The following is a 14,554-nucleotide window of genomic DNA, read 5'->3' as shown; positions in this document are numbered from 1 at the left end:
GGGCTGGCCGTTGTAGCGCAGCGCCGTTGCCGCCGTGTCCGGCCCGAAGACGACGGTGGCGACATCGCCGAGACGGACATTCTCGGCCACGCGGATATCGGCGAATTCCTCCGGCGTGGTGATGTCGGCGGTGGCGCGCACGCCGAGCGCCTGGGTGGTGCTGGTCAGCGAGCCCGCCGGCACGTCCCAGGAGATATCGGACAGCGCCGACGCCAGGTCAGCCACCGAGAGGCCCCGGCTTGCAAGGGCGGCCTGGTTGATATCAATGCGAAAGATCTTCTCCCGCTCGCCGTAGACGGCGACATCGGCCACGCCGGGCACGGCGGCGAACCGGTCCTCGATCTCGTCGCTGACGAGTTCGGTCAGGTCGTCGATGCCGAGCGTGGACGAGGTGATCGCCAGCCGGACGACCGGCTGTGCATCCGAGTCCGCCTTGACGATGCGCGGCTCGTCGGCATCGTCGGGCAATTGCCCCTCGACGCGGCCGACGGCGTCGCGCACATCCATGGAGGCGACGTTGATATCCGTATCCTTGCTGAATTCCAGCGTCACCCGGCTTGAGCCGGTGGAGGACTGGGAGGACATCGACTGCAGGCCCGGAACGCGCGCGACCGCGCCCTCGATGACATTGGTCACCTCGCGGTCGACCGTCTCGGGCGCGGCGCCCGAAAAGGTGGTGCGTACGGTAATCACCGGCTGGTCGACATCCGGCAGTTCGCGCACCTCGACGCCGAAAAAGGCGGCGAGACCGGCAACGACGATCAGCGCATTGAAGACCGCCGCGAGGATTGGCCGGCGCACGAAGAGCGCCGTGAAGCCATGCTCGCTCTCATGTTCGGCGATCGCCTTTTCCGCCTCGCTGCGCGCATCGTTCGGCTGGTTTTCGGCCGTCGTTTCTTCGCCGGGCGTCTTGTCGTTTTCGCGGTCGCTCATGATGCGGTCTCCGCGCTCGGACGTTTCGTGACCCCGGAGGTTATGTCACTGACTGCCCCCCCTTCCCTCAGCCGCTGGATACCCTCGATAATCACCACATCGCCTTCCTGCAGTTCGGCATCGACCAGAACCACGTCGGGGTCGCGCTGGATGATGCGAACCCGCGTCTTGGTCGATTTGCCGTCAACGAGTTGCCAGACATAGGCGCCTTCGGAATCCCACTGGATCGCGAGCGGATCGACGGCCGGATAGACATCGCCCGGAAAACGCATCGACACGTCGAAGGACATGCCGGCGCGCAGCGCATCATCCTCGTTGTCGAGGCGCGCGCGCACCATGAAGGTGCGGCTTGCCGCGTCAATCCGGTTGTCGACGGCCTGCACTTCGCCCTCGAACACCTGCTGTGGCGCGGAAACGAGGCTCGCCTCGACCGGTGCGCCGGGGCGGATCGCGGTGGCGAAACGTTCCGGCACGGAAAAATCGACCAGGATCGAGGAGCGGTCGTCGATGGTGACGATTTCGGACGAGGTCGTGACATAATCGCCGACATTGACCGGAACGATTCCGGCAACGCCTGCGATCGGTGCAACGATGCGGCGACGCGAAAGGTCGAGTTCGGCAGCCTCGAGGTCGAGGGCGGCCGACCGCTCGGCGATCTCGGCATTATAGACCTCGAGGTCGGAGATCGCCGACTTTATCCGGCGATTGACCTCTGCCTGGCGGGTCGCGCTTTCGAGCGCGACCTCGGCCAGATTGCGGGCGAGCACCTGTTCGCGGTCATCGAGCACGGCGATGACCTCCCCCTTCTCAACCGTATCGCCCGAGGAAAGGTTGAGCTCGGTGATCGTGCCCGCCTCCTCCGGAAGCACGGTGACCGAGCGGATTGCCTCGCCGCTGCCGATCGCCGTCAGTTCGTCATTGACGGTGCCCGTGGTCACCGGCGCGCTCACCACCTGGATGCCGCCTCCCGCAAAACCGCCGGGGGGACGACCGCCGCCGCTGTCGCCCGACTTCGCCTCCAGAACGCCGTAGGACGTCAGCACCGCGCGCCCGCCGGGCGCCAGAAAGAGCCATGCCGCGGATCCGATCGCCAGAAGACAGACACTCACGGCAACCTGCTGGTAGAAACGCATCAATGACTCCGGTTTTCAAAGAGGATGCCGACGGTGACGGCCTGTGGAAAGCGATAAGAATATGAGTGGAATTATCCAGATCACCCGGCTCACTGCAAGCCACGGAATGAAACCTCACCAATTTGTAATCTTTGCGCGCGTCCGTCGCCTTCTTCATGCCGTATTTCCGAACGGACAACGCCCCGCTCTGTGCATATTTTGTTCTCATTTCGATGCATGCCTTCACCTTTGCCCCTCAAGCCACTAGATTGGCGCCATGATTCACGGCCACGACGACATACCGTTCTTCGACGACGATGACGAACCGCGCAAGCCGGCGGCGGCGGCGCCCGGCGGGCCCCCCGGACAGGCGGGCGGGCTTGCCGCGCGCGCCATGGCGGCACGGCGCGCGCCCGATGCGCCCGATTACCTCACCGGCCTCAACCCCGAGCAGCGCGATGCCGTCGAAACCATCGAGGGCCCGCTCCTCGTGCTCGCCGGCGCAGGCACCGGCAAGACGCGGGTGCTCACCACCCGCATTGCCCATATCCTGGCATCAGGCCGCGCCTATCCGAGCCAGATCCTCGCCGTGACCTTTACCAACAAGGCCGCCCGCGAGATGAAGGAGCGGGTCGGCGTGCTCGTCGGCGGCGCGGTGGAGGGCATGCCCTGGCTCGGCACGTTCCACTCCATCGGCGTGAAGCTTCTGCGCCGCCATGCCGAGCTTGTGGGGCTCAGGTCCGATTTCACCATTCTGGACACGGATGACGTCATCCGCCTGATCAAGCAGTTGATCCAGGCCGAAGGCCTCGATGACAAGCGCTGGCCGGCGCGCCAGTTTTCCTCAATGATCGACGGCTGGAAGAACAAGGGGCTGACGCCCGAGCTCATTCCCGAAGGCGACGCCCGCGCCTTTGCCAACGGCAAGGGACGAGAGCTCTACAAGGCCTATCAGGACCGGCTGAAGACGCTGAATGCCTGCGATTTCGGCGATCTCCTGTTGCATCCGATCCGGCTCTTCCGTGAAAACCCGGATATCTTGAAGGACTATCACCGCCGCTTCCGCTATATTCTGGTGGACGAGTATCAGGACACCAACACCGCGCAATATATGTGGCTGCGGCTTCTCGCCCAGCGTCCGGGCGAGGATGACGGTCCGGTCAACATCTGCTGCGTCGGCGACGACGACCAGTCGATCTATGGCTGGCGCGGCGCCGAGGTCGACAACATCCTGCGCTTCGAAAAGGATTTCCGTGGCGCGAAGGTCGTCCGGCTGGAACGCAACTACCGTTCCACAGCCCATATTCTGGGGGCTGCCGGCAATCTCATCGCGCATAATGACGGACGCCTCGGCAAGACGCTGTTCACCGAGCGTTCCGATCCCGATGACGACAAGGTTCAGGTCCATGCCGCCTGGGATTCGGAGGAGGAAGCGCGCGCGGTCGGCGAGGAGATCGAACAGTTGCAGCGCCGCGGCGAGCTTCTGAACGACATGGCCATTCTCGTGCGCGCGTCGTTCCAGATGCGCGAATTCGAGGACCGGTTCGTCACGCTCGGGCTCAACTACCGCGTCATCGGCGGCCCGCGCTTCTACGAGCGGCTTGAGATCCGCGACGCGATGGCATTCTTCCGCCTCACCTGCCAGCCTGCCGACGATCTGGCGCTGGAGCGGATCATCAACACGCCGAAGCGCGGCCTGGGCGATGCCAGCGTGCGCAAGATCCACGATTATGCCCGCGCCCGCGACATTCCGATGCTGGCGGCAGCGCGCGAGATGATCGACACGGACGAACTGAAGCCGAAGCCGCGCAAGGCGCTGTTCGACGTCGTCACCCAGTTCACGCGTTGGCAGGAGTTGCTGGAGACCACGCCGCATACGGAGCTTGCGGAGATCATCCTTGAGGAAAGCGGCTATACCGAGATGTGGCAGAACGACCGTTCCGCCGAAGCGCCCGGCAGGCTTGAAAACCTGAAGGAGCTGATCCGCTCCATGAACGGATTCGAAAGCATGCGTGGTTTTCTGGAACACGTGTCGCTGGTGATGGACGCCGACCAGAACGAGGAGATGGACGCCGTCTCGATCATGACGCTGCATTCGGCCAAGGGTCTGGAATTCAAGACCGTGTTCCTGCCCGGCTGGGAAGAGGGCCTGTTTCCGCACCAGCGCGCGCTGGACGAGAGCGGGCGCGCCGGCCTCGAGGAAGAACGCCGCCTCGCCTATGTCGGCCTGACCCGCGCCAAGCGCAACTGCCACATCTGGTTCGTCTCCAACCGGCGCATTCACGGGCTGTGGCAGTCGACCATGCCGTCGCGCTTCCTCGACGAACTGCCGGAAGACCATGTCGAGGTCGGCGAGACCGAGGTCTCCTATGGCGGCTACGGCCAGTCGCGCTTTGACCGCGCCGCGCCGTTTTCCAACACCTATGCCACCCCCGGCTGGAAGCGGGCTCAGGAAAACCGCAACGATGCAACCCGCGACAACTGGGGCACGCGCTCCGGCCATGCCGTCGAGCGCATCGGCTATGGGGAGAGCGGGCCGCGCGGACGCACGATTGAAGGCGAGCTCGTTGCTCGCAGCAGCGAAGAGACGCCCTCCAGATTCGCGGTCGGCGACCGCGTTTTCCACCTCAAATTCGGCAATGGCAACATCGCCGCAATCGAGGGCAACAAGCTGACGATCGACTTCGACAAGGCCGGGCAGAAAAGGGTTCTCGACGGTTTCGTCAAGCCGGCCTGAGCGCGGACGGTGTTTCTAGCCGCTCCCCGGACGATTCCGTCCCCTTGTCTTTTGCATTGCACAATGCAAGGTCGCGGGAAATATTCTTACTTATTTAACCTGTCATTATTTAGTGTAAGCTTACACACTAATCGTATTCCGTTTATTCGTTCTCAGGTTTATTGGGTTCCCGATTCATCTTGACGCACAAGGCCTCCTTATAACATGCAGTTGGCAACGAGAAAGGCGCGACGATACGAACGGCATATTGCCGGCGTTGTGCTGGCGGCCTTCATGTTTGTGGCGGCGGCCGCGACCGGGCTCAAGGCTCAGGTTCCCGTCATTCGCCTTCCCGACTTCTTCGAGGACAGTCCTGTGGCGATGCTGCTGATCGAGCCGATGAACGGCAGGATCCTTGCCGCCAATCATGCCGCTCAAACCTTGTACGGCTGGAGTTCGGACGAGTTCAGAAGGCTGTTCGTCTCCGATCTCAACCAGATGTCGGAGGACAAGATCAAGGTCCAGCTGGACAATGCGCGCACGGGCAACCAGCACTATTTCCTCTTTCCGCACCGTTTCAAGGACGGCACGATCCATACGGTGCGGACATTTTCCTGGCCGATCATCCTGGAACAGAAGACGCGGCTCTTCTCGGTGATCGCGGAAGCCCATGACGTACGCTCCGGCGGGGAGCCGCTGGCGGCCTATTCGTCAAACCTCGAGGATGCCGTGCGCCAGAAATCAGCGGAGTTGCGCGCGACCGACGGTCTCTTGAACCTGACGCTCATTTCCGCGATCGCCGTGCTTTCCGGCATCGTGATCATTCTCGGCATCGTCCTTATACGCGGGCGGCGGCTGGTGCGCGCGCTCGGTCGTCAGCACCTGCTGCTGCGCGTCGTGATCGACGCCATCCCCGACCAGATCTATTTCAAGAGGCCGGACGGCACGCTGGAGGCCTGCAACCAGGCGGCCGCGGAGTTTGTCGGCATGCCGGCGGAGATGATCGTCGGCAAGACCGACCGCGAGATTTTCGGGCACAGCACCGACGCGCTCCTGATGCAGCAGGTCTTCTCCGATGTGAACAACCAGGGCAAACTGATCAACCAGGGCGAGGTCACCAATCCGGCCGGGCGCAAATACACGCTCGAGATGATCAAGGCGCCGGTCATTGATACGCGCGGCGAGCGGCTCGGCTCCGTCAGCGTCTGGCGCGATGTCACCGAGCGACGGCGCACGGAAGCCAGGGTCGAGGCGCTTGCCTATTATGATCCCCTGACGAAGCTGGCGAACCGCGCCAAGGCGCAGGAAGTGCTGCTCGGCTTCCTCGCCACGCACAAGGTCAATCAACAGTTCATGGCGATCGCGATTTTCGACCTCGACAGCTTCGCCGCCGTGAATTCGATCTTCGGCCACAATATCGGCGACGCGCTTCTGAAAACCACGGGCAGGCGCCTCAGCAACAATATCGACGCCGGCTCCTTCACGGCGCGCCTTTCCAGCGACGAATTCGTGGTGTTCCTGACCGCGCTCGGCGGGGATGAGGCCAGGGCGCGCGAAGCGGCGCATGAGAAGATAGAGGACCTGCACGCCTGCCTTTCGCGCCAGGCCATCATCAGCGGCAACCAGATTACGCCGAGCGCCAGCGCCGGCGCGGTTCTGGTCGGCCCTTCCTCGGAAGGGGCGGAGGAGGAATTGCGACGCGCCGACCTCGCCATGCACAATGCCAAGTCGCGCGGGCGCGGCAGCATCAACTGGTTCCACAGCGGCATGGTCGACGATCTCGTCGCCCGCTTCGATGTCGAAACCGCACTGGAAAAAGCCCTGCAGAGCGACGGGTTCAGGCTGTTCCTGCAGCCAAAGATCATCGCCGATGCCCCGGGACGGCATTTCGAGGTTCTGCTGCGGCTCGACCATCCCGAGCGCGGCATCGTCGGTCCCGGCAGCTTCATCGCCGTGGCGGAGGCGACGGGACTGATCGTCCCCATCGGCGCGTGGGTCCTCGAGGAATCCTGCAGGATGCTCGCGGAAAACCCCGACCTGCACCTCGCCGTCAACGTTTCGGTCCGCCAGTTCCTCCGGGAGAAATTCGTCGACGACCTTGCATCGCTTCTCGATCATCACCAGTTCGATCCCGAGCGGTTGACGCTGGAGATGACGGAAAGCCTGATGATTGCCAATTTCGACCTGGCGCTCGCGCAACTCAGGAAGATCAGGGCGCTCAGAATCAGGCTGTCGATCGACGATTTCGGCACCGGCTATTCCGCGCTTGTCTACCTCAAGCAGTTCCCGCTGAACGAACTGAAGATCGACAAGACATTCATTGCCGGCGTACCGCATGACAGCAGCGACACATCCCTTGTGGAGTTGATCATCACCATGGCCCACCATCTCGGCATATCGATCGTAGCCGAGGGCGTGGAGACGCGTGAACAGGAAGCATGGTTGCGCAGTCAGGGCTGCGAAGGCCTGCAGGGCTTTCTCTTCAGCCCGCCCCAGCCGGCCTCCTACTATCTCAAACCCTGAAACGGTCGCGGGCCTCTCCCGCCCCGCAGATCGTCAGATACCGGAGCGAAAACATGAAAGCCCTTCTGCTTGTCGATATCCAGAACGGTTTCTGCCCGGGCGGCAACCTCGCCGTCGCCGACGGCGATGCCGTGGTACCGGTCGCCAACCGCCTGATCAGGGACGGCGGTTATGATGTCATTGCCGCCTCGCAGGACTGGCACCCGGAAGGCCATGGCTCCTTCGCCTCGGTCCATCCCGGCAGGAAGCCGTTCGACATGGGCGAGCTTGGCGGAAAGCCACAGGTGATGTGGCCGGACCACTGCGTCCAGAACACCGAGGACGCCGCGTTCCATCCCGACCTCGACATTGCCGCGGTCGACTACATCCAGCGCAAGGGCGAGAACCCCGCGATCGATTCCTATTCGGCGTTCCGCGACAACGAGCATCATGCCGTTACCGGACTTGCCGACTACCTGCGGCAGAAGAACGTCACCGTGGTCGACATAGCCGGCCTGGCGCTCGACTTCTGCGTAAAGTTCACCGCGCTCGACGCCCGGGAGATGCTGCCCGGCGTGACGGTCCGCGTGATCCTCGAAGGCTGCCGCGGCATCAGCGAGGAGGGTGTGGAACAGGCGCTTGCTGAAATGCGCGAGGCCGGCGTCGAGATCATCGATCTCGGGACCGCGACCGGCGGCAAGAGACCATAGCCGCAAGCCGGCGGGCAAATGCCGCCGGCGAAGCCTCTCTAGATTTGGGCTTTCCGAAAATCAGACCCGATTTTCGGGCCGATGCGCTAGTGCATGCTAGCCGCAACCAGCCAGCATGCCGCGGCGAAGCCCGAAGCTCCGGTCCGGATATGGTTCAGCCGCGTCCAGCGCCGGGCGTAATTCGGCCAGTAGGCCGCCGTCTCGTCCGGCCGGGCAGACACCAGCGCAAGATGCCTGTTCATCGGGACATTGTCCAATCCGGTGACGGCGAACACGCCGGAATAATAGGCGAGCGCTCCGGCGAGGACCAGAAACCGCGACGGCCCCGCGCCCTGCAGGAAGGCCAGCAGCGCCAGCGCCGCGGCGACCGGCAGAAAGCCGGTGAACAGAACCATGAAGACCGATCGATAGACCGTCCGGTTCAGCCCGACCATGCCGGCTGCTCCGGCATGGTCGGGCGCCTCGGCAAGCCCCCGCATGACGAAATCGGAAAAGCTGAGGAAGACGCCGGCCAGCAGCGCCATCAGGAAACCGGCGCCCAATAGCAATACTGTCATTCAAGCCACGCTCCTTCAGCTCGAAAGACCGACGGCGCGGCCCAGATAGGTGGTTTCGCCCAGCTGACGGGAAAGGAAACGCGCAAGGTCCGCCCGCGCGATCTTGAGGTCCAGCCCGCGCGCTGCCGGCGACACATCCTCGATCACGGGACGGCGCGTGGCCGCGTCGGTGAAGGCGGAAGGCCGGACGATGGTCCAGTCGAGCCCGCTCGCCGCCACCATTTGCTCCTGCAGCTCGTGATCCCGAAAGACCGGCGCCAGCAGCGCGCCGAACATCACCCGCTTCCACCAGAAATTCAGGTTCGGCCAGCTTTCCCGTGCGCCAAGGGTCGACTGGCAGATCAGACGCCGGACGCCGTGCGCGTGCATGGCCTGGATGACGTTCAGCGTGCCTTGCGAGCGGATGACGCTCCTGCGCGCGGTTCCTGCGCCCAGGGTGATCACCACGGCGTCATGGCCGGCGACCGCATTGAGCACCTCTTCAGCGTTCAGCGCATCGCCTGCGATACGGTTGAGGTCCGGGTGGTCGAGCTTCAGTCTTTCCGGGTGGCGGGCAAAGGCGGAGACCGTGTGGCCGGCCTTGAGCATTTCTTCCGCGGCGAGCCGGCCGATGCTGCCGGTGGCTCCGAATATGATCACTTTCATTGCGGTTCTCCTTCGAGGAATGATGCAATCGCTTTACTTGACACGATGTAAAGTTGACACGACGTCAATAGACGATAGATTGACACCATGTCAAGTCAGCAAACCGATACGCGAACGCGCATACTCGAAACCGCCTGGAAACTTCTGGAATCCGGAGACAAGGCCGTGCGCATGTCCGATATCGCCAAGGCGGTCGGCATCAGCCGCCAGGCGCTTTACCTGCATTTTCCCAATCGCGCGGAGCTTCTGGTGGCCACGACACGGCACATCGACCGCGTGAAGAATGTTGACGAGCGGCTCGCGCCCAGCCGGTCTGCACGCTCGGGCGTGGAGCGTCTGCACGCCTTCATCGAGGCCTGGACCGGGTATATCCCCGAGATACACGGGATCTCGGTCGCGCTACGCTCGATGCGTGACAGTGACAGGGAGGCGGCGGAGGCCTGGGACGACCGGATGCGCGCGGTCCGCCATGGTTGCGCGGCCGCCGTGCGGGCGCTCGTCGCGGAAGGCCGTCTCGCGCCGGAACGGACGGAAGAGGAAGCAACCGATCTGTTGTGGATGCTGCTGTCGGTGGAAAACTGGGAATGCCTGGTGCGCGCCTGCGGCTGGTCGCAATCACGCTATGCGGAAATGACGAAAACGCTGGCAGAGCGGGCTCTGCTGGCTGAGGCCGAACCCGACCACCCGCCGCCTGCCGGCGTTCGCCGAGGGTAGAAAACGCGCCTGCGTGCAGCGCTTCAGGCCGGCATTTCCAGCGCCGCGATCTCGTCGCCGAAGCTTTCCATGCGCTTCATCAGCAGGGCCTCGGCGTCGCGCAGGCCGCTGTTGTAGAAGACCGGCGCGAATTCGCGGGCGATCACTTCGGCAAACAGTTCGGCCTGAAGCGTGCCGATCTCGCAATCGAGCTCCTCGGCGCAATAGTCCCTGAGCCGCTCCGAAAGGGCGGCCTTTTCGCGGGCGCTGAGTTTGATCATGACGCGTTCCTCCGGTTTGATCGCATTATCAATTCATCTCATTTGTGCACGGATGGCAAAGACGGTAAACGGGTGGACAGCCTCCCTCCCCTCGCGCAGTCTGTCCGCCGCTTCCCGTGGGGAACCAGCCCGAAATGATCAGGAGTCGCCTCCCCTTGCCAGAGAGTTCAGAATTTTCAAGCGGCCTTCGCTCCGGCATCGTGCCGGCGCTTTCGGCCGCCCCCTTCGGCATGCTGTTCGGCGCGGTGTCGGTCACGCAAGGCCAGAGCGTCTTCGAAACGGCGGTGATGAGCCTGACGATCTTTGCCGGCGCCAGCCAGCTCGTCGGCGTCGAGCTTTTCGGCCAGCGGGTCGCGCCCTGGCTGATCATCGCCTCGATTGTCGCGGTCAATTTCCGCCATGTGCTCTATTCCGCTGCGCTGACGCCGGTGATTGCCCATTTTTCGCTGCCGAAAAAGCTCGTTGCCTTCTTCCTGATGACCGACCCGCAATTCGCCGAGGCGCTGAAACGGCACGAGGAGCAGGAACGCGTGACCTTCTCCTGGTATCTCGGGGCGGGCCTCGTGCTCTACGTTCTCTGGAACATCATGACGCTGATCGGCGCCACGCTCGGCGGCTTCATCAAGAACCCGGAGGCGCTCGGTCTCGACATCCTGCTGCCGATCTATTTCCTCAGCCTGGTCATGGGCTTCAGGAAACGGCCGAACTATCTGCCGATCGTCGCCGCAAGCGCGCTTGGCTCGATCCTCGCCTATGCCACGGTCGGGTCGCCCTGGCATGTCAGCATCGGCGCGCTCGCCGGCATCCTGCTTGCCGCCCTCCTGCCGCCCGGCAAGGCCAGGGAGGCCGCGCGATGAGCGATTTCACCAATGATCACATGATCCTCGTCATTCTCGGCGCGGCGGTCGCCACCTATCTGACGCGCATTGCCGGCTATGTCCTGCTCTCGGTGGTCTCCGACATTCCACCGCGCGCCGAAGCGGCGCTCAACGCCATACCGGCGGCAGTGCTGACGACGCTGGTGGCGCCTGCCTTCTATGCCGGCGGCTGGGAGGGCAAGCTTGCGATCGCGGCAGCCCTTCTGACGGGGCTGCGCTTCAAGTCGCCACTGCCGATGATCGCTGTCGGCTGGTCGGTGGTGATGGTCTGCCGCTATTTCATCATCGGCTAGCGCATCGGCCCGAAAATCGGAATCGATTTTCGGGCCGATGCGTCGATTCAATATATCAGAGCGTCCTTTGTGCGTCCGAATGGACGGATGGGGCTCCAAGCGGCCGGGTCGCCGCTTCAAGCCAGGCCCGCTCCTTGTCGTCGGCAACGAGAGGCATCAGCTTCTCGCGCGTTTCGGCGTGGTAGGCGTCGAGCCAGTCACGCTCCTCCTGCGTCAGAAGGTCGGCCATGACGAGGCGCAAGTCGATCGGACACCAGGTCAGCGTCTCGAAGGAGAGCATGGGAATTTCTCCGCCCGCTACAGGCTCCGCCTCCTTCACCAGCAGCAGGTTCTCGATGCGGATGCCGAAGTCGCCGGGCCGGTAATAGCCGGGCTCGTTGGACAGGATCATGCCGGGTTTCAGTTCCGGGGTACCAAGCCGCGAAAGCCGCTGCGGTCCCTCGTGAACGGAAAGATAGGAACCAACGCCGTGGCCCGTGCCGTGGGCATAGTCGACGCCCGCCTTCCAGAGCGCGATGCGGGCGAGCGGATCGAGATCCATGCCGCGCGTGCCTGCCGGAAAACGGGCCGTCGAAAGCGCGATCATGCCCTTCAGCACCAGCGTGAAGAACCGCCGCTTCTCGTCGTCCACCGCCCCGATGGCAAGCGTGCGCGTGATATCGGTCGTGCCGTTTTGATATTGCGCGCCGGAATCGACCAGATACATCTCGCCATCGCGAAGCATCCGGTCGGTCTCGGTGGTCACCCTGTAGTGAATGATCGCCGCGTTCGGCCCCGCGCCGGAGATCGTGTCGAAGGAGATGTCGCGCAGCGGGTTCTGCATGCGCTCGCCCACCGAAGCGCGCGCGGCCTCGAGCGCGCTCGCGGCCGTTATCTCGCTGACGGAACCGGGGGCCTGGCCGTCGAGCCAGCTCAGAAAGGCGACCATCGCCGCGCCGTCCTGCAGGTGCGCCTTGCGCGTGCCCGCCTGCTCGCCCTCATTCTTGACCGCGCGGGCGGCAACAACCGGATCGGGCGCGTCGATCACCGTGCCGCCGGCATCCTCGATGAGCCGCACACAGGCATAAGGCACGGCGGAGCGATCAAGCATGATCGCCGCACCCGCAAGCGCCTCGAGACGGGCTGAAACGGCCTCCGGCGCTTCGAGCTCGGCAAGATCATCGATATGCGCCCTGGCCTCGCCGGACACTTTTTCAGGAGACAGAAACAGGACGGCGCTGCCGTCCGCCTTCACGATCGCGCGCGAGAGCGGCGCGGGCGTATGGGCGACATCATTGCCGCGAATGTTGAAAGCCCAGGCAACCGAGGTCGAATCGGCGATCAACACCGCGTCGGCCCGCTTGTCGCGCGCGGCTTTCGCGATGTCGTCCAATTTCTCCTTCGCCGGCTTTCCGGCAAATTTCTGTGGCTGCACGGTCACCGGCGTTGCGGGCGGCGCTGGCCGTTCCAGCCAGATCCGGTCGATCGGATTTTCGGAAAGCAGGACTAGCTCCCCGCCGATCTCCCCGAGCGCGGACTTCAGCCGCTCGACCTCGCTCGGCGTATGCAGCCACGGGTCGATGCCGAGCCGCATGCCTTCCGGCCGGTTCTCGGCGAGCCATGCAGAAGGCGGACAGCCGACGAGATCGCCGCCGGCGATCAGGCCCGGATCGGTCTGGATCTTCAGTTGCGATGTGTACCGACCATCAACGAAGACGATCGCGGTCGTCTCCATCACCAGCGCCACGCCGGCAGAACCGGTGAAGCCGGTGAGGAAGGCAAGCCTTTCGGCTGAAAGCGGCACATACTCGCCCAGATACTCATCCGTGCGCGGCACCAGAACCGCGTTGATGCCGAGGGACGGGAACAGATCGCGCAGGGCCTTGATGCGCGGGGCGGCCTGCGCCGGGCGGGCGGAAACGTCAAAGGACTGAAACATGAAAATCACCAATCAATTCGATCGGCGCGACGATAGAGCGTTTGAAGCGGCATCACAACAATCCGCCTTACCCGGTCATCCCGGAGCGCGAAGGGTTCAATGCCCGGACACAGGCGTTGCTGCATAATATTCGTGCAGCATGACAGGCGTTTTGCCAGTTCCTGAAATATGCATGCGTTTTCTGCATGGCTCCCATTCGGCTTCCCACCTGCCAGACGCGGAAGCCACGGTCTATATTCCAGACAGTTGATTGATGAAGGCTTCGCGCCGGCGGTGATCAAAGGGATCAGCGCTGATAGCCGCGAAGCGAAATGGACCGAGGGACGGAAGGTCGTCCGGCACGGTCTACAGGAAAAGGAGAACTGAAAATGGGTTTCTTCCGTAGCGCTTACAAGAACATTGCCAATGCCCGCCAGAGCCAGGCCAACCGTTTCGTCAATGCCGAACTGCTGAAGCTTGACGACGAATCCCTGAAGAAGCTGGGCAAGTCGCGCGACGAACTGCGCCGCAACGCCAACGGCTCTATGCTGTTTTAATCGAGCAAGTTTCCGGCGCAGCAAATGCGTCGTGCAGACCCCGCAATCCGCTTGAGCGTCCTCCCCGCTCGCGGAGCGCCGCAGGTCAGCAAAACAAGGGCCATGCCTCAGGGCATGGCCCTTTTCCTTTGGCCGAAAGCTCAGTCCATTTCCGGAAACAGCAGTTCCACGACATAGCTCGCGTCAAACCGCGTATCGAGCATGCCATAGGTGGAGCGCCAGCCTGCCGCAAGCCGGGTTTCGAGAAAGGCGTCGGCGATGCGGCCGGCGCCCAGCCGGTAGAGCTCGGCAGCGCCGGCGGCGAGCGCAAGCTGCTCGATGAAGATGCGGGCAGCGCTTTCATGGGTCTTGCACAGCGCCATGGCCGCACGGAGCAACTCGACGATCTTGGCGCCGGAGGCCCCGAGATCGCGCGCGATCAGCTGGAAGACGGCCTCGAACAGGTCGCTGCCGTGCTCGACGACGCGCCTCAGATCGAGCGCCATCATGTTGCCAGCGCCGTCATGCATGGCCAGTCCCGGCGCGTCGCGATAATGACGGGTGATCGGCCGGTCCTCGATGAAACCATTGCCGCCCATCGCTTCCATCGCCTCGGCCACAACGGCGGGCGCGATCTTTGTGGTCCAGTATTTGGTCACCGGCGTCATCACCCGGGCGTAAGCCGCCTCCTCGGCACTGTCGCGGGCGCGATCGAAGCTTTCGGCAAGGCGGAAGGAGAGCGCCCCGGCGGCGGCCACATCGAGCGCCAGATCGGCGAGCACCCGCATCATCAGCGGCTGG

14 protein-coding genes are annotated in these 14,554 nt (G+C 63.6%); 7 read left to right on the top strand and 7 right to left on the bottom strand.

From position 1 onward, the window contains the following. Positions 1–933 (bottom strand): efflux RND transporter permease subunit (locus AC5DC2_RS09135; RefSeq protein WP_491698271.1); only part of this gene is annotated, 933 nt, incomplete at its 3' end. Next, positions 930–2,066: an efflux RND transporter periplasmic adaptor subunit gene (locus tag AC5DC2_RS09130; protein ID WP_491698270.1), complete on the bottom strand. Its 1,137-nt coding sequence runs from the start codon at positions 2,064–2,066 to the stop codon at positions 930–932. The genes AC5DC2_RS09135 and AC5DC2_RS09130, both read right to left, overlap by 4 nt. 256 nt (positions 2,067–2,322) lie before the next feature. On the opposite strand from AC5DC2_RS09130, the gene AC5DC2_RS09125 reads away from it, so the two are divergent. From AC5DC2_RS09125 to pncA, 3 genes are all read left to right on the top strand, one after another. After that, positions 2,323–4,782, top strand: a complete 2,460-nt coding sequence (locus tag AC5DC2_RS09125) for an ATP-dependent helicase (RefSeq protein ID WP_491698269.1) — start codon at positions 2,323–2,325, stop codon at positions 4,780–4,782. A 210-nt stretch (positions 4,783–4,992) separates the two neighbouring features. Further along, positions 4,993–7,284 carry a sensor domain-containing protein gene (locus AC5DC2_RS09120; protein WP_491698268.1) on the top strand — a complete coding sequence of 764 codons (2,292 nt, stop codon included), beginning with the start codon at positions 4,993–4,995 and terminating at the stop codon, positions 7,282–7,284. Positions 7,285–7,337: 53 nt separating this feature from the next. Continuing rightward, the gene (pncA, locus tag AC5DC2_RS09115) at positions 7,338–7,973 is read left to right on the top strand and encodes a bifunctional nicotinamidase/pyrazinamidase (protein ID WP_491698267.1); all 636 of its coding nucleotides are present in this window, start codon (positions 7,338–7,340) and stop codon (positions 7,971–7,973) included. Positions 7,974–8,059: 86 nt separating this feature from the next. Here pncA and AC5DC2_RS09110 read toward each other — a convergent pair whose 3' ends face one another. Continuing rightward, a complete protein-coding gene (locus AC5DC2_RS09110) occupies positions 8,060–8,530 on the bottom strand; it encodes an anthrone oxygenase family protein (protein ID WP_491698266.1) in 471 nt (156 codons plus the stop codon). Positions 8,531–8,545: 15 nt separating this feature from the next. Then, entirely contained in the window at positions 8,546–9,175 is a 630-nt protein-coding gene (locus AC5DC2_RS09105; protein WP_024708380.1) for an NAD(P)-dependent oxidoreductase, read from the bottom strand. Between the two features lie 87 nt (positions 9,176–9,262). Between AC5DC2_RS09105 and AC5DC2_RS09100 the strand changes: the two genes are divergently transcribed. After that, positions 9,263–9,889: a TetR/AcrR family transcriptional regulator gene (locus AC5DC2_RS09100; protein ID WP_491698265.1), complete on the top strand. Its 627-nt coding sequence runs from the start codon at positions 9,263–9,265 to the stop codon at positions 9,887–9,889. A 23-nt stretch (positions 9,890–9,912) separates the two neighbouring features. Here the strand turns inward: AC5DC2_RS09100 and AC5DC2_RS09095 are convergent, their stop codons facing one another. Then, on the bottom strand, positions 9,913–10,149 hold the full coding sequence (locus AC5DC2_RS09095; protein WP_036237216.1) for a DUF2164 domain-containing protein: 237 nt from the start codon (positions 10,147–10,149) through the stop codon (positions 9,913–9,915). A 155-nt stretch (positions 10,150–10,304) separates the two neighbouring features. Here AC5DC2_RS09095 and AC5DC2_RS09090 point away from each other — a divergent pair, with 155 nt between their 5' ends. Continuing rightward, complete coding sequence (locus AC5DC2_RS09090) at positions 10,305–11,006, top strand: AzlC family ABC transporter permease (protein ID WP_024708377.1); 702 nt, start codon at positions 10,305–10,307, stop codon at positions 11,004–11,006. Further along, on the top strand, positions 11,003–11,320 hold the full coding sequence (locus AC5DC2_RS09085) for an AzlD family protein (RefSeq protein WP_024708376.1): 318 nt from the start codon (positions 11,003–11,005) through the stop codon (positions 11,318–11,320). Before AC5DC2_RS09090 ends, AC5DC2_RS09085 begins: the two co-directional genes overlap by 4 nt. A 55-nt stretch (positions 11,321–11,375) precedes the next feature. Here the strand turns inward: AC5DC2_RS09085 and AC5DC2_RS09080 are convergent, their stop codons facing one another. Next, a complete protein-coding gene (locus tag AC5DC2_RS09080) occupies positions 11,376–13,238 on the bottom strand; it encodes an aminopeptidase P family protein (protein WP_024708375.1) in 1,863 nt (620 codons plus the stop codon). Between the two features lie 368 nt (positions 13,239–13,606). Between AC5DC2_RS09080 and AC5DC2_RS09075 the strand changes: the two genes are divergently transcribed. Beyond that, the gene (locus AC5DC2_RS09075) at positions 13,607–13,774 is read left to right on the top strand and encodes a hypothetical protein (RefSeq protein WP_024708374.1); all 168 of its coding nucleotides are present in this window, start codon (positions 13,607–13,609) and stop codon (positions 13,772–13,774) included. A gap of 140 nt (positions 13,775–13,914) precedes the next feature. Here AC5DC2_RS09075 and AC5DC2_RS09070 read toward each other — a convergent pair. Next, a partial coding sequence (locus AC5DC2_RS09070) for an acyl-CoA dehydrogenase family protein (RefSeq protein ID WP_491698264.1) occupies positions 13,915–14,554 on the bottom strand: 640 nt, incomplete at its 5' end.

It is taken from the genome of Martelella sp., assembly GCF_984369615.1.
This window is presented reverse-complemented; position numbering and strand designations above follow the sequence as displayed.

Bases quoted from the DNA above. Each gene is read 5' to 3' on its own strand.
- AC5DC2_RS09130 (WP_491698270.1), bottom strand. From the start codon at position 2,066: ATGCGTTTCTACCAGCAGGTTGCCGTGAGTGTCTGTCTTCTGGCGATC.
- AC5DC2_RS09125 (WP_491698269.1), top strand. From the start codon at position 2,323: ATGATTCACGGCCACGACGACATACCGTTCTTCGACGACGATGACGAA.
- pncA (WP_491698267.1), top strand. From the start codon at position 7,338: ATGAAAGCCCTTCTGCTTGTCGATATCCAGAACGGTTTCTGCCCGGGC.
- AC5DC2_RS09110 (WP_491698266.1), bottom strand. From the start codon at position 8,530: ATGACAGTATTGCTATTGGGCGCCGGTTTCCTGATGGCGCTGCTGGCC.
- AC5DC2_RS09105 (WP_024708380.1), bottom strand. From the start codon at position 9,175: ATGAAAGTGATCATATTCGGAGCCACCGGCAGCATCGGCCGGCTCGCC.
- AC5DC2_RS09100 (WP_491698265.1), top strand. From the start codon at position 9,263: ATGTCAAGTCAGCAAACCGATACGCGAACGCGCATACTCGAAACCGCC.
- AC5DC2_RS09095 (WP_036237216.1), bottom strand. From the start codon at position 10,149: ATGATCAAACTCAGCGCCCGCGAAAAGGCCGCCCTTTCGGAGCGGCTC.
- AC5DC2_RS09085 (WP_024708376.1), top strand. From the start codon at position 11,003: ATGAGCGATTTCACCAATGATCACATGATCCTCGTCATTCTCGGCGCG.
- AC5DC2_RS09080 (WP_024708375.1), bottom strand. From the start codon at position 13,238: ATGTTTCAGTCCTTTGACGTTTCCGCCCGCCCGGCGCAGGCCGCCCCG.
- AC5DC2_RS09075 (WP_024708374.1), top strand. From the start codon at position 13,607: ATGGGTTTCTTCCGTAGCGCTTACAAGAACATTGCCAATGCCCGCCAG.